Annotated in this window: 19 protein-coding genes; 2 read left to right on the top strand and 17 right to left on the bottom strand. The window is 37.6% G+C overall.

The genetic code is table 11. From position 1 onward, the window contains the following. Nucleotides 1-142: 142 nt before the first annotated feature. The 9 genes from Q0162_RS05310 to Q0162_RS05270 all read right to left on the bottom strand — a co-directional run bounded on the left by Q0162_RS05310 (nt 143) and on the right by Q0162_RS05270 (nt 5,942). A complete protein-coding gene (locus Q0162_RS05310; protein ID WP_297890122.1) occupies nt 143-847 on the bottom strand; it encodes a hypothetical protein in 705 nt (234 codons plus the stop codon). Between the two features lie 191 nt (nt 848-1,038). Beyond that, nucleotides 1,039-1,569 carry a hypothetical protein gene (locus tag Q0162_RS05305; protein ID WP_297890120.1) on the bottom strand — a complete coding sequence of 177 codons (531 nt, stop codon included), beginning with the start codon at nt 1,567-1,569 and terminating at the stop codon, nt 1,039-1,041. A gap of 15 nt (nt 1,570-1,584) precedes the next feature. Continuing rightward, nucleotides 1,585-2,652: a hypothetical protein gene (locus tag Q0162_RS05300; RefSeq protein WP_297890118.1), complete on the bottom strand. Its 1,068-nt coding sequence runs from the start codon at nt 2,650-2,652 to the stop codon at nt 1,585-1,587. 20 nt (nt 2,653-2,672) lie between these two features. Then, on the bottom strand, nt 2,673-3,242 hold the full coding sequence (locus tag Q0162_RS05295) for a DUF4240 domain-containing protein (RefSeq protein ID WP_297890116.1): 570 nt from the start codon (nt 3,240-3,242) through the stop codon (nt 2,673-2,675). Nucleotides 3,243-3,252: 10 nt separating this feature from the next. Continuing rightward, nucleotides 3,253-3,624 (bottom strand): hypothetical protein, encoded by a 372-nt coding sequence (locus Q0162_RS05290; RefSeq protein ID WP_297890114.1) that lies wholly within the window; start codon nt 3,622-3,624, stop codon nt 3,253-3,255. A 24-nt stretch (nt 3,625-3,648) separates the two neighbouring features. Then, nucleotides 3,649-4,716: a hypothetical protein gene (locus Q0162_RS05285; protein WP_297890112.1), complete on the bottom strand. Its 1,068-nt coding sequence runs from the start codon at nt 4,714-4,716 to the stop codon at nt 3,649-3,651. A gap of 97 nt (nt 4,717-4,813) precedes the next feature. Beyond that, a complete protein-coding gene (locus Q0162_RS05280; RefSeq protein ID WP_297890110.1) occupies nt 4,814-4,963 on the bottom strand; it encodes a hypothetical protein in 150 nt (49 codons plus the stop codon). 41 nt (nt 4,964-5,004) lie between these two features. Then, complete coding sequence (locus Q0162_RS05275) at nt 5,005-5,436, bottom strand: hypothetical protein (RefSeq protein ID WP_297890107.1); 432 nt, start codon at nt 5,434-5,436, stop codon at nt 5,005-5,007. A gap of 53 nt (nt 5,437-5,489) precedes the next feature. Beyond that, nucleotides 5,490-5,942, bottom strand: coding sequence for a DUF2004 domain-containing protein (locus Q0162_RS05270; RefSeq protein ID WP_297890105.1), 453 nt, complete (start codon nt 5,940-5,942; stop codon nt 5,490-5,492). Between the two features lie 1,086 nt (nt 5,943-7,028). Between Q0162_RS05270 and Q0162_RS05265 the strand changes: the two genes are divergently transcribed. After that, a complete protein-coding gene (locus tag Q0162_RS05265) occupies nt 7,029-8,135 on the top strand; it encodes a hypothetical protein (RefSeq protein ID WP_297890102.1) in 1,107 nt (368 codons plus the stop codon). A 248-nt stretch (nt 8,136-8,383) separates the two neighbouring features. Here Q0162_RS05265 and rpoB read toward each other — a convergent pair whose 3' ends face one another. The 8 genes from rpoB to Q0162_RS05225 all read right to left on the bottom strand — a co-directional run bounded on the left by rpoB (nt 8,384) and on the right by Q0162_RS05225 (nt 16,869). After that, complete coding sequence (gene rpoB / locus Q0162_RS05260; protein ID WP_297890100.1) at nt 8,384-12,193, bottom strand: DNA-directed RNA polymerase subunit beta; 3,810 nt, start codon at nt 12,191-12,193, stop codon at nt 8,384-8,386. 273 nt (nt 12,194-12,466) lie between these two features. Beyond that, a complete protein-coding gene (gene rplL / locus Q0162_RS05255; RefSeq protein ID WP_096087989.1) occupies nt 12,467-12,847 on the bottom strand; it encodes a 50S ribosomal protein L7/L12 in 381 nt (126 codons plus the stop codon). A gap of 53 nt (nt 12,848-12,900) precedes the next feature. Then, nucleotides 12,901-13,416, bottom strand: coding sequence for a 50S ribosomal protein L10 (rplJ, locus tag Q0162_RS05250; protein ID WP_002679966.1), 516 nt, complete (start codon nt 13,414-13,416; stop codon nt 12,901-12,903). Between the two features lie 22 nt (nt 13,417-13,438). After that, nucleotides 13,439-14,128 (bottom strand): 50S ribosomal protein L1, encoded by a 690-nt coding sequence (rplA, locus tag Q0162_RS05245; protein WP_002679854.1) that lies wholly within the window; start codon nt 14,126-14,128, stop codon nt 13,439-13,441. Between the two features lie 12 nt (nt 14,129-14,140). Further along, complete coding sequence (gene rplK, locus Q0162_RS05240; RefSeq protein WP_009413930.1) at nt 14,141-14,578, bottom strand: 50S ribosomal protein L11; 438 nt, start codon at nt 14,576-14,578, stop codon at nt 14,141-14,143. A 46-nt stretch (nt 14,579-14,624) separates the two neighbouring features. Further along, nucleotides 14,625-15,176: a transcription termination/antitermination protein NusG gene (gene nusG, locus Q0162_RS05235; RefSeq protein ID WP_002679816.1), complete on the bottom strand. Its 552-nt coding sequence runs from the start codon at nt 15,174-15,176 to the stop codon at nt 14,625-14,627. Nucleotides 15,177-15,187: 11 nt separating this feature from the next. Next, nucleotides 15,188-15,373 carry a preprotein translocase subunit SecE gene (secE, locus tag Q0162_RS05230; protein WP_297890085.1) on the bottom strand — a complete coding sequence of 62 codons (186 nt, stop codon included), beginning with the start codon at nt 15,371-15,373 and terminating at the stop codon, nt 15,188-15,190. 107 nt (nt 15,374-15,480) lie between these two features. Then, on the bottom strand, nt 15,481-16,869 hold the full coding sequence (locus Q0162_RS05225) for a leucine-rich repeat domain-containing protein (protein WP_297890083.1): 1,389 nt from the start codon (nt 16,867-16,869) through the stop codon (nt 15,481-15,483). 306 nt (nt 16,870-17,175) lie between these two features. Between Q0162_RS05225 and Q0162_RS05220 the strand changes: the two genes are divergently transcribed. Next, on the top strand, nt 17,176-19,293 hold the full coding sequence (locus Q0162_RS05220) for a peptidylprolyl isomerase (RefSeq protein WP_297890081.1): 2,118 nt from the start codon (nt 17,176-17,178) through the stop codon (nt 19,291-19,293). The last annotated feature ends 180 nt before the right edge of the window (nt 19,294-19,473 follow it).

Below are 19,473 nucleotides of genomic sequence, written 5' to 3'. Positions count from 1 at the left end.
GTAATTCCTGTATCTTCTTTATTTAAAATAGATTATAAAAGTAGTTTCAATTTTAAAAGAAAAGTGGCTTTAATAGAGGCGTAAAACCTTCTTTGATTATCGTATCGAATTTAATTTGTGTATCTGTTTTCATAGTTAATTATTAATCAGTTTCTGAAGCTATAATGCCTATATATCTATCCCAATAGGGATTGTATACCGTCCAAAAGAAAGCACCCCACCATTCTTTGCCCTTATCAAAGTAATTAGAGCTATCGGTACTCCATCTATAGACTTCTATTTGAGAAATATCAGTAAAAAGCAACCTACAAAAATCTAAAAAGAAGTTTCCTTTTTCAAAAATAGTTTTTCCACACATAAATGAATAAGGAGGATCTAAAAAGGCATACACAAAACCTATTTGCCCCTTATCTTCTTGAGTAATAGAGAGTGCATTTTCAATCACTTCTTTTTCATTGTAGTAGAAATATAGGTCGTAGCCTTTAGTTTTAGGGTTAAGCAAATCATAACAGAGTATTTTTACCCTTCCGCTTACTTCTTCATATTGCCAGCCCATAAAGTCTTGGACAGAAATCTCTTTGCCAGAGTTTTTAAGAATGTTAAAATCATAGTCCATCGTAAAAAGCTCCCTGCGATTCATTTTCAGTTTAGCCGCCATACGGTCAAGACGCGTATTTACTTCTTCCGCTACCGAAATAAGGGTCTGCTGCGCTACAGCCAAATGCTTCTGATAAGGCGTGTCCTCCTGCTCCATATCCAACTGAAAGATACGAAAGTCTATCACACCGCCTTCCCGCTCGTAGGCTTTGCATTTTTCTATAATTTCGGGAGTTTCTATGATTGTCATTTGTTGATATTAACCAATTAATATTGTGTTTGTTATAATTATGAACACAGTGCGTTCAAAATTGCGAAACCCTTTTTTAGGAAAATAAGGCTTTGCATCTTTTGTGTGTATGGGTAGGTTGTTATTTTAACATTCCCTATTTATTAATACCATTAAATAAATATTTGTCATCGCGAGGATCATTAACACTTTCAAACTTTTCTACTTTTGCAAAGGAAAATAAAAAAACCACTATTTGAAGCTGGAAAATTTTGTTTTTCCTTGCGTTCATATCCTTGTATGGACACAAGATATTTACCTTTTTCTAAAGGAAATTTCAAAGCACTAGTAAGTTGAAGTCCGTCTAATGTAGAGTAGGTTATGGAATTATCTATAAATTTATTTACATTCCAATCAAATAAAAGCCCTATGGATCCTATCCAGATACTATTATCTATCCCTACACATAGGTTAAAGGAGGTATAGTTGTATTTTCCCTCCCATTCTTCATTAAAAGAATCACCTAAATTAGTGATTTTTATTTCATATAAAACTGAATCAATTTGTGGAATTGGCAGCCAGCTTCCTGTTTGTATCGATCTCTGATATAAACTTTGTTCCTTTTGAAGAAGTTGTAAAACTTTTTTCACTCTTGTTTTTTTCTCTTCTTTCAAAAAAGAACTAAATTGATCTATGGATAAAATAAAAATACCATAGCTAGATACATAAATTTGATTATTCATATTATCCCTTTCAAATTATTTCCCCCAATTAACAGGCGCCCACTGGGTAAGATGCCAAGGAAAATCGTTGAGGTCTAATCCGTTGTATTTTTCATAGATATCTCCGCCTTTTTCCCAAGGGTTAGGCTTGCCTTGTGCCATCTCATTTATAGGATGTTCTGCCGTGAAGGTATGGCAAAAAAGATTTTTATCGGCTGCATAGCCTCCATATTTCTGTATCGCTTTGGCTACTACGAGGGTGAAAGGACGAAGTTTTAGCTTGTTAAGATCTATTTTAGGATCTATACGGAACCATTGTCCTTCCAAGGGAGCATTAGGGTTGGTTGAAGTTCCATCTCCTTGTTTAGCAGGATAAGAAAAACCTTTCCCTGCATTGGCAATAGTAAATGACAGAGCGTGTTTTATTTCACCTTTTCGTGCCTCTGCGATGCCTATTTGAGAGAGTGGATTGAGCATACACACTACTGCCGACCCTCCTGTGGTGTGTTGCATCGCAAAGTTATCTTTGCCCAAATCTTTAAAGTTCGGTTTTGCCTTAAAGTATCCAGAAGCAGAAAAATGCCAAGTTCCTTTTTCATCTTTAACAGCATGAAAATATTCCCTCATCATCCCTGTTGCTCTGTCATAAACGGCAAAAGATTTATCGCCTCCGCCTGCTGGTTGTGCATATTTAGGCAAGGGTATTCGCCCCGTAGTATACTTGATAAGGTCTTCTTTATAAATAACTCTATTATCCTTAGACTCAAAATTAGCATATTCCTGAAAAGGATTATTAGAATCTACTACATAAATAGGGATATTATAAGATGTGGTGCTCAGTGTAGTCAGTACCGTTTTTTTAAATCTTTCGGGCAGGTATTCCGCAGGCATTTTAGGCATATAAGCCGCTATGGCAGCAGAGTTCGTTGCCAAAGGCATATTTTTAACTTCTCTTGTGAAAATAGACCCCTGAGCGATATAGGGATCAAAGAGACTTTGTTGGGAATTCTGATATACCATTTGTTGTGGTTCATCTTCTCCCGATTGTTTGCTACAAGCAGATAGTGCAAGTAAAGCGAAAATAAGTGTTTTGTTACGTATCATTTTAAATATTTTTATTGATTTCATTTTTTGTATTGTTTAGATAGTGTTTCAGTTAGTTTAGGAAATATCTTTTTTAGTTCATCTAATGTCCAGTCTCGGTTTCTTTTTTCAGGATTGATGGTCAGCGCTTGGGTTATCTCATCCTGCACATCTTCGCTCCACGCGGCTAAATAAATCTTCTCAAAGGCACGAATTTTCGTTTTGGTGCGTTCCATATAGATTTTCTGCGCCAGCCGCCTCACTTCCTTATAGTTACATTTATCTTTTTTAGGCTCCAATGTAGCCAAAAAATCTGGATTTGCAAGCGTTTTTTCATAAGCTTCACGCCCGTGGGTAATCAGATAACCCGCAAAGCCGTAAGTATCAGTGCAATAGCCTCCGTTAATCAGTACCAATGCCGACCACATCAGATGAGAGGGCTGTTTGATAATCGTAATTTCGTACCATTCATAAATAAACTGAAACAAGAGCAAATTCTCTTCCGATAAGGCTTCCAGTTCTGTCTGTAAGGCCGAAGCAAAGGCATTATCATTTGTCCCTGCTGTGCTTCTTGCTTTTTCGATAAGCTGCCAAAAGATTTCTACAGTCATTTTCTAATATTTAAGACTCAAAATAATGAAAAACAAATTTAGGGAATTGCTCGCCAAGGTTGTAACATCCTTTGATAATGGCAAAATATTCCTGATTGTCCCACAAATGGGCTTCTACTCCAACAGCAGTATCGTCATTATTATAGTTATAAACTTCCAAATTTACTCCTCCGCCTTCTTCATTGTCCATTTCTTCCACAGGAAAAAGACGCAAAGTGCTTTTGTCCTCTATAAAATCCAGCGTTTCGTAGATTTCCTCCAAAAACTCTCCCGAAATGCCAAACTTTTCAGCTAAAACTTGGGTGTTTTCGGTTTTGTAAGCTGTTAAAAAGTCCACAAGAGCGTGGTAGATTTCTATTTTAAGAGTTGGTGTAATCTCCATAGAGTGTTATTTAATCTTTACTAATCATTTCCCCCAATCCACAGGTGCCCATTGGGTGAGATGCCAAGGAAAGTCATTAAGGTCTATTCCTTTGTATTTTTCATAGATATCTCCACCTTTTTCCCAAGGGTTAGGTTTCCCTTGTGCCATTTCGTTTATAGGGTGCTCGGCGTTGAAAGCGTGGCAAAAAAGATTTTTATCGGCTGCATAGCCTCCATATTTCTGTATCGCTTTGGCTACTACAAGGGTAAACGGACGTAATTTTAGTTTGTTGAGATCTATTTTAGGGTCTATGCGAAACCACTGTCCTTCCAAAGGAGCATTAGGGTTTGTTGAAGTCCCATCACCTTGCTTTGCAGGGTACGAGAATCCTTTACCAGCATTGGCAATAGTAAAGGATAGAGCGTGACGTATCTCACCCTTTCTCGCCTCTTCTATTCCTATCTGAGAAAGAGGGTTCAACATTCCTACCACTGCTGAAGAACCTGTAGTAAGCTGCATCGCAAAGTTATCCTTCCCTAAATCTTTAAAATTTGGTTTTGCAGAAAAATATCCAGAAGCAGAAAAATGCCAAGTACCTTTCTCATCTTTAACAGCGTGAAAATATTCTCGCATCATTCCTGTTGCTCTGTCATACACCGCAAAAGACTTGTCACCACCGCCTGCTGGTACTGCATAGCTTGGCAAGGGAATACGCCCTATTGTGTATTTCACAAGGTCTTCCTTGTGAGTTACACGCTTGTCGGTAGAGGTGAAATTAGCATATTTCTGTTGAGGGTCGTGAGAGTTCACTACATACACAGGGATATTATAGTTCGTGGTATTCAAAGAAGTTACCAACCAGCTTTTAAATCTCTCAGGAAGATATTCTGCGGGCATCTTAGGCATATAGGCTGCTATGGCAGCAGAGTTCGTTGCCAAAGGCATATTTTTAACTTCTCTTGTGAAAATAGACCCCTGAGCGATATAGGGATCAAAGAGACTTTGTTGGGAATTCTGATATACCATTTGTTGTGGTTCATCTTCTCCCGATTGTTTGCTACAAGCAGATAGTGCAAGTAAAGCGAAAATAAGTGTTTTGTTACGTATCATTTTAAATATTTTTATTGATTTCATCCTTTCAAAATCAACTCAAAGAGAGTTGTATTGTCGATCATTATTTTAACCTTGTATGTTCTTTTTGTATATCTTAAAACATCGACAGTTTCATTAAAATATCGGTTTGAGCATCAGAACCTAAGACGAAGGTGTGGGTATCAGCAAAGGTTTCATAGAAAGTTTGCTTGCCAATAGCCTGCAATAAGGCTATATCAGTTGTGATGGCAGGACGTATATTCATAATTATTATATTATATTACATTAAGTTACAATTCAGTATTATTATCCACTAATCGTTTCTAAATGAAGTTGATAGTTATCATCAAGCCTGATATTCACCAGATGCCCCAAAAAGTAATCAGGGTCAGTATCCACATCAAAAGTGCAGACGAGGTCTTCACCTACTTCACAATACAAATCATAGAAATACACGGCTTCGCAAAATTGCTCTTCAGTAATTTCTTCTTCAAGGTCTTCTTGGGCTACTTCAAAGAGTTCTCTTATCTCTTCATTTTTGAGGAGAAACTGCAGAACAGCTTCCTTGTTGCCCTCCAACCATTGTACTTTGGTTGCTACTTGCCGAAATACTTCTTGCTTTTCTTCTTCTGTAAAGTGGCGTTTGGCATCAAAACAGACCTCAATTTCAGACTCTTCCTCTCCCCAAAAAGTAAAGAGAGCTTGATACTCGGTTTGGTTTTCAGTAATAAAATTCATATTCAAAAGATGTTTTTTAATTAACTTTAAAGCAGAACATTATAATAAATCATTTACGACTCAATCGTAAAGCGTATGATTTTCCTTTCTTCATCTACCATTACTACAAGAATTTCATCGGTAACTTCAGGCAACGTATAGTCAAAACCTGCAAACTCTGTCGCAAAAAGGGAGATATTGAGATTAGTAAGCTCAAGTGCTGTGAGCAATTCTTCCCCCTGCTCATCAGCCATTTCTTCTACTATTTGCACATAATCTTTCACCATAGATTCCTCGCTAGAACGATAGACTTTTATAAATTCGTTGCGAATCTGTTGGTCGAGTTCAGGCAAGTGTTCTAACAATTGCTCAATAGCTGTTCCCTGAGCTTTAGAGGGTGTTTCTCCCATACAATCAATAGTGATTGACACTGAGGAGCCGTTGATATCCACATCTTCTATTTCGTGGTAATCATTATCTTCAGAAAGGGTAACCTTCCCGAAATAGGGTAATTTGTATGTAGCCATAATGTTTAATTTTAGGCGACAAAGATAGTATAAATCAACGAATTCACAAATACAAAAGTCAGTTTTTACACATTAACAACAATTCAAATTCATTTGATTTTTAATTTTTTACAACTCATCTGTAAAAAATAAATGTTAAAAACTTGCATAGTACAAAAATTTGTCGTAACTATGCACCAAAATTAGACAACCGAGAACAAATAACAATCAGAAAAACAAAATTGGAACTATTAGGTTCATTATTTCGTTAATAACCCTAGCTGTGCTATTTGGCACATCATTAGTATTATTTTTATCATCAGTTCCTTGGGTAGGGTTATTATTTCTTGTAGTTCTACTATTTTGGCTTTTAGGCTTTATTTTACCGTCAATAGGATTAGAAAAAAAACTATAGGATTAGCTATATCTGGTGTAGCTATCTCATTACTCATTATATTTATTGCATTCAATAGCGATTTATATAACACTATTTATAAAGTTAATTTTGAAACAACAAAAAACGCTATTCTGAAGTTTGCAAAAAACTAAAAGACATTCGCTATGCCCAAGATACTTATTTACATTTCAATGGTAAATATGTAAATAATTTTGATGAGCTTACTAAGTTTATTGAAACAGCACAATTTACCATTACTTCACAACGTGATACTAGCTGGACTGAATTTGATAAATCATTAAGTTTTGAGGTAATGAAAATAGGAGTCCTATTGATACCTTAAGACATATATCAGTTAAGGATTTATTGTCTAAAAATAATATCCATTACAAATATTTGCAGGAGTTACCTTCTTTTAATATCAAAGTTTGCAGACAGTTTGTGATGATAGTAGGAGAAATAGAATAAAATCATATAAAATCTTCTGTTTATGAAGTGTATGCTTGAAAAGAAGATGTTTTGAAAAGAACTCTCCTCATCAAGAATAGAAAAAGAGCTTAATAAAGACTCTTTTAATGATGTGAGAGGAGATAAAGGTAGGTTCACTTGAGGAACTTACAGTAGATGGTAACTGGTCAATTTTTTATGACGCTATAATTGCAAAAGAATAATAAATAAAGTAGTCAATTATATTAATAAGTTCAATAATAATGAAAAGTATTAAATTTCTAATTACACTATTGGTAATATGCTTTATTACTAATGTTTTAGGACAGACTAAAACTACCCACACATACAAGGCTTTTGAAATAGAAAAACAAGCTATTGAAAATAAGACCTTACGAAAATTAGGCATTCCTCTTACTGAAATTAATAAGTTGAGAAAAGATAAATCAGGTGAATCTTTTTATAATACTAAAAAGAAAGCTAATGAAGCCTATAATAAAAAAAATGGAATTAATTTAATTGCATTAGATGAAATGGTTGCTAAGAATAAAGCTATAAATAAGTACAAAGATGTGATAGTTAAGAAGATATGCCAAGACTTAACTGAGTTTAAAAGGGCTAAATTATGTATAGAAGCCTCTTTTAAAGAATGGGCTGAGAGAGGTGAATATGAAAAAAAAGAAGAATATGAATTGCGAATGACTAAAAAGTATGAAATGATAGAAAAAATTAGCAAAGATCTCATTTTTAACTTTGTAAATAAGGAAATGATAATCAAAACAGGAAAATATAATATAGACCAAGAAACCTATAATATTACTTTGATGAGAAAATATCCTTTTTATTTGTATGACACGAAAAGTGCCTTATTAAACGAAGTATATACTTATTATAACACAATATTCAAAGAAAGTTACCCAAATCATATTCTTGGTGGAGAATATATAGATGAAATCGAAAAATATAATTTTCAAAGAGAATATATAGGAGAATATGTTATAAAATTTCCCACTTATATAAAAAAAATAGATAGAGATACTGCTAAGTATTATAAAACTGAATATGAGGGGTACTCAAATGATTTTTGGGATGGAGATTCATATACTACTAAACTTAATAATTGTATAGTATATGAAGGATATTTTCTACCGAATAAAATAGAAGTAAAAGGTGAGTTATATGAGGTAGGATTAGTTGATACATATATAAGTGACTGGACTTTGAAAGAGGAGGAAGAGGAAGTCATCGCTAAAATGCAAAAGAAGGCTAATTTAAAGTATCCAGCTATAACAGATCTAGAATTTAATACTAATGACTTAGGTCTTTCAAAATATTTTCCAGAAAACTATAGTTTTAAAGTAGCAAATTAAAAGACTAATGATATAGAAAGTAATATTAACATGAACGTACAGCAAAGGCAATGTATCTAACAAAATAGATTAGTAGTTATTGAAAAGATAAATTTTAGTTAAGTACTTGAGAACAATTTTTATCTTCTTCCCTTAACTTCTAATAAAAACAAAAATTCCAAACTACTGAATATTCAATAGTTTGGAATTTTATTTCTAATGAATGACGAATCACTTATTATTTGTAATTCGTCAGTCGTAATTAACAATTATTCTTCAAGTCGGATATCTAATCCAAGACCTTTAAGCTCATGCATCAATACGTTGAAAGATTCTGGCAAGCCTGGTTCTGGCATTGTCTCACCTTTTACAATCGCTTCGTAAGTTTTGGCACGACCTACTACGTCATCGGATTTTACAGTTAAGATTTCGCGTAAGGTACTAGATGCTCCATAAGCCTCTAATGCCCATACCTCCATCTCTCCAAAACGCTGACCACCAAATTGGGCTTTACCTCCCAATGGTTGTTGTGTGATGAGTGAGTACGGACCGATAGAACGCGCGTGCATCTTATCGTCAATCATATGTCCGAGTTTGATCATATAAATAACCCCTACAGTTGCTTTTTGGTCGAAACGTTCACCAGTACCACCATCGTATAGGTAAGTATGACCGAAACGCGGAACGCCTGCTTCATCAGTAAGCTCATTGATTTGCTCAAGTGATGCCCCGTCGAAGATAGGAGTTGCAAACTTCTTACCGAGTTTTTGTCCTGCCCAACCCAATACAGTTTCGTATATCTGACCGATGTTCATACGTGAAGGTACCCCAAGTGGGTTCAACACGATGTCTACCGGAGTTCCGTCTTCAAGGAATGGCATATCCTCATCACGAACGATACGCGCTACGATACCCTTATTACCGTGGCGACCTGCCATCTTATCCCCTACTTTTAACTTACGTTTCTTAGCCACGTAAATCTTAGCTAATTTGAGGATACCTGCAGGCAATTCGTCACCCACAGCGATAGTGAATTTATCACGGCGCAACATACCTTGTAAGTCGTTTTCGCGAATGCGGTAGTTGTGCAAGAGGTCGTCTATAAGTCCGTTGATATGTTTATCATCAGTCCAACCTGCAGAAGTAAGGTGAGCGTAATCTTCAATGCCTTCAAGTACTTTTTTGCTGTATTTCTTACCTTTAGGTACAATCTCTTCACCAAGGTCGTTCACTACACCTTCTGAGGTTTTCTCGGCTACTAAGCTAAATAGTTTTTCTAATAATTTAGTACGAAGCGCCTCGAATTTAGCATTATAGTCGGCTTCTAATTGCGCTACATCTTCTTTATCTTTACTGCGTTTGCGTTTATCTTTCACTGCGCGAGAGAACAATTTCTTGTCGATTACTACCCCGTAAAGTGATGGAGAGGCTTTTAGAGATGCATCTTTCACATCACCTGCTTTATCACCAAAGATAGCACGGAGGAGTTTCTCTTCAGGAGTAGGATCAGATTCACCTTTTGGAGTAATCTTACCTATAAGAATATCTCCAGGACGTACTTCAGCACCAATGCGAATCATACCATTTTCATCCAAATCCTTAGTAGCATCTTCCGATACATTAGGAATATCATTGGTAAGTTCTTCAGCACCTAACTTAGTGTCACGCACTTCAAGTGCGTACTCATCAATATGGATAGAAGTGAAGATATCATCGCGTACAGCACGTTCTGAGATTACAATCGCATCCTCGAAGTTATACCCTTTCCAAGGCATAAACGCTACTTTCATATTGCGACCAAGTGCTAACTCTCCATTTTCGGTAGCATAACCTTCACAAAGCACTTGTCCTTTTTTCACACGTTCGCCTTTTTCTACAATTGGCTTAAGGTTGATACAAGTACCTTGGTTAGTTTTTTGGAATTTGATAAGGTTGTATACAGTTTCATCAGCATCAAAGCTTACGAGTTTTTCCTCATCGGTACGATCGTAAGTAATGATGATTTTCTCAGCATCTACATAATCTACTACCCCATCGCGTTCGGCATTCATAAGCACACGAGCATCAGAAGCTACGCGGCGTTCCAAACCTGTACCTACAATAGGAGCTTCTGGTTTCAACAATGGCACTGCTTGGCGCATCATATTTGATCCCATCAAGGCACGGTTCGCGTCGTCGTGTTCCAAGAAAGGAATAAGAGAAGCTGAAATAGAGGCGATTTGGTTAGGGGCAACGTCTATATATTGTACTTCATTAGGTTCGATTACAGGGAAGTCACCATCTTCTTTTACAACCACTTTTTCCTCAATGATATTAGCTTTATCGTCTAATGCGATATTAGCCATACCAATTTTAAGTCCCTCTTCGTCTTCGGCAGTGAGATAGGTCATATCTTTAAGATCTACCTTTCCGTTGCTTACTTTGTGGTAAGGAGTCTCGATAAAGCCCATACCATTTACTTTAGAGAACACGGCTAATGATGAAATCAAACCGATGTTTGGTCCCTCAGGGGTTTCGATTGGACACAAGCGTCCGTAGTGAGTATAGTGTACGTCGCGCACCTCAAAACCTGCACGTTCACGCGATAGACCTCCAGGTCCTAAAGCTGATAAACGGCGTTTGTGAGTAATCTCGGCTAATGGGTTTGTTTGATCCATAAACTGAGACAACTGGTTTGTACCAAAGAACGAGTTGATTACAGACGAAAGAGTCTTAGCGTTAATCAAATCTATAGGAGTAAATACCTCGTTATCACGTACGTTCATACGTTCGCGGATAGTGCGTGACATACGAGAAAGACCTACACCAAACTGAGCTGCCAACTGCTCTCCTACCGTGCGCACACGGCGGTTAGACAAGTGGTCGATATCATCTACCTCTGCTTTAGAGTTGATGAGCTCAATCAAATATTTTACGATAGTGATGATATCCTCTTTGGTAAGCACTTGCTTTTCCATAGGGGTATCTAACCCTAATTTTTTATTGATACGGTAACGACCTACATCCCCCAAGTTATAACGTTGGTCTGAGAAGAAGAGCTTATCGATAATACCGCGAGCTGTTTCTTCATCGGGTGGTTCGGCGTTACGCAATTGTCGGTAAATATGTTCTACCGCCTCTTTTTCAGAGTTGGTAGGGTCTTTTTGTAAAGTATTGTGGATAATAGTATAATCTGTAGCCTGACTGTCTTCTTTGTGAAGAAGAATAGTTTTTACATCAGCATCTAAGATTTCTTGAATGTTATCTTCATCGAGTACAGTATCGCGATCGAGGATAATCTCATTACGCTCAATAGATACTACTTCTCCTGTATCTTCATCTACGAAGTCCTCGTGCCAAGTGTTAAGTACACGAGCAGCCAAACGACGACCGATGTATTTTTTAAGCCCTGTTTTAGAAACTTTGATTTCTTCGGCAAGGTCGAATATTTCTAATATATCTTTATCGCGTTCAAAACCAATTGCACGGAAAAGTGTAGTTACGGGCAATTTCTTTTTACGGTCGATATAAGCGTACATCACATTGTTGATGTCGGTAGCAAACTCAATCCACGAACCTTTGAAAGGAATGATACGTGCAGAATAGAGTTTGGTACCATTGGCGTGAAACGACTGACCGAAGAATACGCCAGGAGAACGGTGTAATTGAGAAACCACCACGCGTTCAGCACCATTGATAACGAATGTTCCGCTGGAAGTCATATAAGGCACAGTTCCCAAATATACATCTTGTACGATAGTTTCAAAATCTTCGTGCTCAGGGTCGGTGCAATAGAGCTTCAATCGAGCTTTCAGAGGCACGCTATAGGTAAGCCCGCGTTCGATACACTCTTGTATAGAGTAGCGAGGAGGGTCTACGAAATAGTCGAGAAACTCCAATACGAATTGGTTACGAGTATCGGATATAGGGAAGTTTTCCTTAAAGGTGTGGTACAATCCCTCGTTCACTCGGTCTTCCGACTTGGTTTCCATCTGAAAGAACTCTTGAAACGATTTGATTTGAATATCCAAAAAGTCAGGATACTCAGGGGTGTGTTTCACAGAAGCAAAATTGACTCTTGCGGTTTGATTCGTAAGCATTTTCTTTACTTTAATATTATTGTTTAGTGTGTTAGTAGTAAGTTGTTAGTCAGTTAGCTTTTAACAGCAATTATTATTTTGAAACTCAAACAAAGTTTGTAGTGGGAAAGACTATTGCAGACTTTGCTTAAAGTTGATGAGTTGCTTGTTTGAGGGTTGGCAAGATAGGTCTTACCATTATATTGTTGTTGTATTGTTGCTTTAAATTACAAAATGGTTTAGGTCTTTTTGCCATTGAAAAAGACCTAAACCTTATAGGGTTTATAAGTAAAATTATTTCAATTCTACTTCAGCACCAGCTTCTTCTAAAGATTTTTTAAGCCCTTCAGCTTCTTCTTTAGAAACACCTTCTTTTACTTTAGAAGGAGCGCCGTCTACAACTTCTTTAGCTTCTTTAAGTCCAAGACCAGTAAGATCTTTTACTAATTTAACAACCGCTAATTTGTTAGCACCTGCTGATTTCAAGATTACGTCGAATTCTGTTTTTTCAGCGGCTGCTTCACCAGCACCACCTGCTGCTGGACCTGCTGCTACTGCTACTGCTGCTGCAGCTGGCTCGATGCCATACTCTTCTTTCAAGATTTGAGCAAGCTCATTTACTTCTTTAACGGTTAAGTTTACTAATTGTTCTGCGAAATTTTTTAAATCTGCCATTTTTTCTATCGTTTTTGTTTAATTGTTTAAAAATAAATTCTGTGTGTTCTGTTTTACTTTTCAGATAAAGTTTTGATGATACCAGCCAATTTGCCACCACCTGATTTGAGAGCTGAAACAACGTTTTTGGCAGGTGATTGGAGCAATCCAATGATATCGCCAATAACTTCGTTTTTAGATTTGAGAGCTGCTAATGCATCTAATTGGCTATCACCAATAAATACAGCTGCATCTACATAAGCTCCTTTCAAAATAGGTTTATCTGATTTTTTACGGAATTCTTTAATGAGTTTTGCAGGTACATTACCTACTTCAGCATACATCAAAGAAGTGTTGCCTTTGAGAATGCTTGGCAATTCGCCAAATTCTTTCTCTGAAGCCTCCATTGCTTTAGAAAGCAAGGTATTTTTCACAACTGCTAATTTGATATTCGCTTTAAAACAAGCACGACGTAAAGCCGTTGTTTCTTGAGCGTTCAAACCAGTTAAATCTGCTACATAAATAACGTTATTTTCAGCTAACTGTGCAGTTAAATTATCTATTACTAATGATTTTTCTTCTCTTGTCATAATTTCGGTTTTTAACTACAAATTAAACTGTTTTAGGATCTACAGCTACACTTGGGCTCATAGTAGATGAAAGATAAATAGATTTCATATACGTACCTTTAGCAGCGGTAGGCTTCATCTTTATTAATGTTTGGATCAACTCGTTAGCGTTGTCTACAATTTTATCGGCTGTGAATGATACTTTACCGATAGAAGCGTGTACGATACCTGTTTTATCCACACGGAAATCGATTTTACCAGATTTCACTTCTTGTACAGCTTTACCAATTTCCATAGTAACGGTACCGGTTTTAGGGTTTGGCATCAATCCGCGAGGACCGAGGACACGTCCTAAAGGACCTAATTTACCCATTACAGCAGGCATAGTAACGATTACGTCTACATCAGTCCAGCCGTCTTTGATTTTTTGTAGATACTCATCAAGACCTACATAGTCTGCTCCAGCAGCTTTAGCTTCAGCTTCTTTATCTGGAGTTACTAATGCGAGTACACGAACATCTTTACCAGTTCCGTGAGGAAGCGTAACTACACCGCGTACCATTTGGTTTGCTTTACGTGGGTCTACCCCTAAACGCACTGCAATATCTACAGAAGCATCAAATTTAGTGTAAGTGATTTCTTTCAATAATGCTGAAGCCTCTTTGAGTGAATATAGCTTGTTGCTATCAACTTTTGCAAGAGCTTCTTTGTGTTTCTTTGTTAATTTTGCCATATTGCTTTGCGATTAAAAAGGTTTTTCTCCAGTTACTGATATACCCATTGAACGTGCCGTACCAGCAACCATACTCATTGCAGACTCGATTGTAAATGCATTTAAATCAGGCATTTTGTCTTCTGCAATTGCTCTCACTTGTTCCCAAGTGATACTTGCTACTTTCTTACGGTTTGGCTCTCCGGAACCTCCTTTAACCTTAGCGGCTTCCAACAGCTGAACAGCAGCAGGTGCAGTTTTGATAACAAAGTCGAAAGACTTGTCTTTATAAACGGTGATAACTACAGGAATTACTTTTCCTTGTTTGTCCTGCGTACGAGCATTGAACTGCTTGCAGAACTCCATAATATTAACACCGGCAGCACCTAATGCGGGTCCAATTGGTGGCGAAGGATTCGCTTGACCTCCCCGAGCTTGTAGTTTAACTACTTTACTAATTTCTTTTGCCATTGTTTATAATTAATAATTTATTTAAATGCCTCTTATGAGGACTTTGTTACAATTTTTCTACTTGGGTATAGCTTAGTTCTAAAGGTGTTTTACGTCCGAAGATTTTCACCATCACTTCAAGTTTGCGTTTTTCTTCGTTCACACGTTCTATAGTACCGTTAAAACCATTGAAAGGACCATCGATAAGTTTTACCATTTCGCCTACTTCAAAAGGAATAGCTACTGTTTCTACCGTTTCAGCTAATTCGTCTACCTGACCAAGCATACGGTTTACATCGGCTTTACGCAATGGCAGTGGATCACCTCCTTTGGTTTCACTCAAGAAACCTACTACCCCTGGGATAGACTTAATGATATGCACTACCTCACCTGCTAAGTGAACTTTCACCATTACATAGCCAGGCATGTGCACTCTATCTTTGGTGATTTTCTTGCCGTTACGCACTTGAACCACCTTTTCAGTAGGCACTAAAACTTCCTCCACATAGTCGGCATAACCTAAACGAGAAGTCTCGTTCTCTATGTAGTTTTTTATTTTGTTCTCCTGACCGGTAACGGTTTTAATTACATACCATTTTTTTTCTATTAATCCAGACATCGTTGCTGTTTTTATTTCATAAATTCAAAATACTTACCTATAAGGTATTCGAATGAAGAATCCATTCCCCAAATTACTAAAGAAAACAGGATTGAAAACACCACTACTACCACCATTTCTTTTTGTGCATCAGAAACATTAGGCCACGTAACGTGGTTAGTTAACTCTTCATAAGACTCTTTAACGTATTGAATCATAACTTATTAGTATTATTAATGAATAATATCACGCCTATTTATATGCGCTTTTGGGTGGCAAAAGTACGGCGAAAATTTTAATCCGCCAAACTTTTTAGAATATTTTTTTATTCCAAAGCACAATCTTTCCATCCTTCAGCTTGTTTGTAAAGCTCTAATGAGCGATAGGGCACTAGCACTTTTCCTCTATATCCAAAACTTCGATTCACCACTGGTGGAGTAATTGCACGACAATGCAATTCAGCAAGACCACTATTTTCAAAGGCTGCCAAATCTATCTTTTCTACTGTATTAGGCAATTTTAACTCTTTTAAGTTTGCACACCCATAAAATGATTGCACCCCTATAGAAGTAGTAAATTTAGACAAGTTTACTTCAGTAAGATTGGCACAATTATAAAAAACCTTAGCAGCAACATCTACCACCGCACGAGGTAGCTCTACAGTTTGCAGACTTGCACATTCGGCAAAAGCAAACACTCCTATATATTTAACACCCTCAGGCAAATCAATATATTGCAAATTTCTACAACCATAGAAAGCTCCATAATAAATATCGGTAAGCGCTAAAGGCATTTGGACAGTAAGTAATGAAGTACAATTCCTGAATGCCTGCATATTGATTTTCTCCACTGTATCTGGAATTACCACCGAACTCAAACTCGTACAATCTAAAAAAGTATCGTTTAATATATGTCGCAAACCATAAGGCAATTTCAGCGTTGCTAAAGCACTACAACTATGAAAGGCACTTGACCCAATAAAAAACACATTATCAGGAATACTCATTCCCTTAAGTGATTTGCAATACTCAAAAGCATCGTCACCTATGATTTCCAATTTCTCTGGCAGTTCCAATTCTGGAAGTGACTCACAATACGCAAAGGTGCTACTTTTAATATGTCGCAAGCTCGGCGGCAAAGTTACTTGTGAAAGCACCTTACACTGATAGAACAACTGCGAAGGCAATACACTAAGTTCATTACTCAAAAACACCACCTGCTTAAGCCCTGAGCAATCTATAAAAGCACTGCTGCCAATAAGACTCATAGCCTCGGGTATTTCAATGCGTTCCAGAGCAAAACAACCTCTAAAAGCCTCCTCCCCTATTGTCGCTACTGTGTTAGGCAAGTTAATTTCCTTTAACTTAGGACAAAAAGCAAACGCCTGCACCCCAATAGCCGTCACCGAGTTAGGCAACATCTCCACTTTAGTAAGATGATTACACCCCACAAAAGCGCGATCCCCAATAGTGGTTACCCCACCCGAGACGCTAATCCTTTGCAAGCGCGTACAACCTTTAAATGCTTCAGCTGCAATTGCTTTTACCGTATGAGGCAACGCTATATAGCCATCAGAAGGTATCTTAGCATCCTCACACTTGAGTAAAACCCCTTCTTTGATGAAAAGCGCTTCAACACCTTGCTGAGCCAACACTAATCGTACGCCGAAAAACAATACTATAAACAAGTATTTATAAAGAGCGACAGTCTTCATTTTTTTACATTTCAAACGGCAAAAGTACAAAATAATTACCAAATAACAAAAAAAACACTCTATCCGAACACTCAACGAACACATAACGAAGCCACAACGAACCTCCCTATTACAAATAACTACTCCAAAAAAAAATCATAAAATTACCCATACCACACTTCACAACAATCTCTTATCTCTTACTTCTTACCTCTTATCTTATAAAAAATCTTAAAAATATTTTTGCATTTACACAAAAAGTATTACTTTTGCCGTTTGATTAATAACACCAAACATTTTTATACTCTTATAAACGAATTATAAACAATGGCAGTACTCGAAAAGATTAGAAGTAAAACCGTATTCCTTATCGCGATTATAGGGCTTGCCCTCTTCGCTTTCATCATCTCCGATTTTATCGGTAAAGGTCGCTTTAGCAACCATATGCCTAACGAAATAGGAACCGTAAATGGCGAAGATGTCTCTATCGACGCTTTCCGTCAACAAGTGGAAAACGCTACCCGTCAAGCTAACGGACAAGTAAGCAGCATCGAAGCCGCTAAATACGTGTGGGAACAAAAAGTCCAAGAAATCCTCCTCAACCAACAGGTGGACAAACTAGGTCTCAGCATTGAAAAAGACCAAATTTTGGCTATCCTTGCTAAAACTCCTTTAGCACAAAACCCTCAGTTTGTGAATGAGTTTGGCGTGTTCGACCCTCATAAATTCACTAACTACTTAGCTACCCTCAAAAGTACCAATCCAGAAGCCTATGCTCAATGGAAAATGCAAGAAGACGCTATCGTAGAAGGTGCTAAACAACAAATGTATTTCAGCCTTATCCGTGCAGGTCTCGGCGTTACCAATGCTGAAGCTGAAATGGAATACCACCAAGAAAAAGACCTTGCCGACATCAATTATGTGGCGTTGCAATACAGTTCTATCGACGATAAAAACGTTACCGTTACCGATGGTGAAATCCAAGATTACATCAAAAAACACGAAAAACAATTCAAACAAGAGGCTTATCGCAACATCCAATATATTGTAGTGAACGAAAAACCTTCTGCAAAAGACATTGAAGCTGAAAAAGAAAACTTGCTCAAACTTTTGCAACCCGAAATCGTGTTCAACAGCAAAACCAATAGCAACGACACTCTTCCTGGATTTGCTAAAACTAAGAATATTAAAGAGTTCGTAGATCGCAACTCTAATGTCCCTTATGACAGCACTTTCGTAAATAAAGATAATATCCGCTCTGCTTACGCCGATACTCTTTACGCTCTTCCTATAGGCAAAGTATTCGGACCTTACGAAGAAGACGGCAACCTAAAAATCAGCCGTATGGTTGCCAAAGAGCCCGCCGGAGCCGTAAAAGCAAGCCACATCCTCATCGCCTACCAAGGAAGCCAAGCCGCTACTCCTAATACCACTCGTACTAAGGAAGAAGCTAAAGCTAAAGCCGAAGAACTATTAGCGCAAGCTAAATCTGCAGGTACTGATTTTGCCGAACTCGCTCGCGAAAACTCTGAAGAACCAGGCGCTGCTTATAGTGGTGGAGATCTCGGATTCTTTGGAAAAGGCGCAATGGTAAAACCTTTCGAAGAATTCGCTTTCGCTAACCCCGTTGGCAACATAGGGCTTGTTGAAACCGACTTTGGGTTCCACGTCGTAAAAGTTACAAGCAAAGCCGAAGCCGTAAATATCGCCACTATCAGCCGTGCGGTAGAACCATCTGAAGCCACTGTAAGCGAGATTTTCTCTAAAGTTTCTAACTTTGAAATGAAGGCTTCTCAAAATCCAAAAGAATTTGCAAGCATCGCCAAAAAATCCGACCTTTCAGTACTCCGCGCCGATAACCTCCATAAAAACGACGACCAAATCATCGGATTAGGTAGCAACCGCGCCATCGTACAATGGTTGTTCAATAAGGACACCAAAGTAGGTGACATCAAGCGATTCAACGCCGGAAGCAACAACATCGTCGCTCAATTAGTAAAACAAGGTGAAGAAGGACTCAGCTCTGCACAAGATGCCGCTCCTATCGTGAAACCTATCCTCATCCGCGAAAAGAAAGCCGCTATTTTAAAAGAAAAAGCCAAAGGCAACAGCCTCCAAGCCATCGCTTCAGCTAACAAAACTGAAGTAAAAAGCGCTACTGGTCTCGTGATGAAAAACCCAACTATCATAGGTGAAGGTCGTGAACCTAAAGTAGTAGGTGCTGCATTCGGACTCAAACAAGGGCAAATTTCTAAGCCTATCGATGGTGAAAACGCTGTATACGTAATCCAACTCACTTCAGCTACTATAGCCCCTGCAATCACCGATTACAGAACTCAAGCTGAAACCGTTGAAAACCTTCGCACTGAACGCGCTGCCCAAAACATTCTCAAATCATTAGAGAACAGCGCTACTATCAAAGAAAACCTAAGTTCATTCTATTAATAAATAGGAAAAAAATCAGAAAAATAGGAGTTAAAGAATCCCAACATTCTTTAACTCCTTTTATTTTGCCAATTAACATTTTATCCCTACCTTTGCCGCAAATAACCATTCACTATTCACTTTTAACTATTCACTTTTAACTATTCACTTTTAACTATTCACTTTTAACTATTCACTTTT

The organism is uncultured Capnocytophaga sp. (genome assembly GCF_937936315.1).
Classification (GTDB): Bacteria; Bacteroidota; Bacteroidia; order Flavobacteriales; family Flavobacteriaceae; genus Capnocytophaga.
This window is presented reverse-complemented; position numbering and strand designations above follow the sequence as displayed.

Excerpts from the sequence above, each read along its gene's own strand:
- Q0162_RS05305 (WP_297890120.1), bottom strand. The coding sequence starts at position 1,569 with ATGAATAATCAAATTTATGTATCTAGCTATGGTATTTTTATTTTATCC.
- Q0162_RS05220 (WP_297890081.1), top strand. The coding sequence starts at position 17,176 with ATGGCAGTACTCGAAAAGATTAGAAGTAAAACCGTATTCCTTATCGCG.
- secE (WP_297890085.1), bottom strand. The coding sequence starts at position 15,373 with ATGATTCAATACGTTAAAGAGTCTTATGAAGAGTTAACTAACCACGTT.
- Q0162_RS05265 (WP_297890102.1), top strand. The coding sequence starts at position 7,029 with ATGAAAAGTATTAAATTTCTAATTACACTATTGGTAATATGCTTTATT.
- Q0162_RS05270 (WP_297890105.1), bottom strand. The coding sequence starts at position 5,942 with ATGGCTACATACAAATTACCCTATTTCGGGAAGGTTACCCTTTCTGAA.
- Q0162_RS05280 (WP_297890110.1), bottom strand. The coding sequence starts at position 4,963 with ATGAATATACGTCCTGCCATCACAACTGATATAGCCTTATTGCAGGCT.
- Q0162_RS05275 (WP_297890107.1), bottom strand. The coding sequence starts at position 5,436 with ATGAATTTTATTACTGAAAACCAAACCGAGTATCAAGCTCTCTTTACT.
- rpoB (WP_297890100.1), bottom strand. The coding sequence starts at position 12,193 with ATGCTTACGAATCAAACCGCAAGAGTCAATTTTGCTTCTGTGAAACAC.
- Q0162_RS05285 (WP_297890112.1), bottom strand. The coding sequence starts at position 4,716 with ATGATACGTAACAAAACACTTATTTTCGCTTTACTTGCACTATCTGCT.
- Q0162_RS05300 (WP_297890118.1), bottom strand. The coding sequence starts at position 2,652 with ATGATACGTAACAAAACACTTATTTTCGCTTTACTTGCACTATCTGCT.
- Q0162_RS05310 (WP_297890122.1), bottom strand. The coding sequence starts at position 847 with ATGACAATCATAGAAACTCCCGAAATTATAGAAAAATGCAAAGCCTAC.
- Q0162_RS05295 (WP_297890116.1), bottom strand. The coding sequence starts at position 3,242 with ATGACTGTAGAAATCTTTTGGCAGCTTATCGAAAAAGCAAGAAGCACA.
- nusG (WP_002679816.1), bottom strand. The coding sequence starts at position 15,176 with ATGTCTGGATTAATAGAAAAAAAATGGTATGTAATTAAAACCGTTACC.
- Q0162_RS05225 (WP_297890083.1), bottom strand. The coding sequence starts at position 16,869 with ATGAAGACTGTCGCTCTTTATAAATACTTGTTTATAGTATTGTTTTTC.
- rplA (WP_002679854.1), bottom strand. The coding sequence starts at position 14,128 with ATGGCAAAATTAACAAAGAAACACAAAGAAGCTCTTGCAAAAGTTGAT.
- rplJ (WP_002679966.1), bottom strand. The coding sequence starts at position 13,416 with ATGACAAGAGAAGAAAAATCATTAGTAATAGATAATTTAACTGCACAG.
- rplL (WP_096087989.1), bottom strand. The coding sequence starts at position 12,847 with ATGGCAGATTTAAAAAATTTCGCAGAACAATTAGTAAACTTAACCGTT.
- rplK (WP_009413930.1), bottom strand. The coding sequence starts at position 14,578 with ATGGCAAAAGAAATTAGTAAAGTAGTTAAACTACAAGCTCGGGGAGGT.
- Q0162_RS05290 (WP_297890114.1), bottom strand. The coding sequence starts at position 3,624 with ATGGAGATTACACCAACTCTTAAAATAGAAATCTACCACGCTCTTGTG.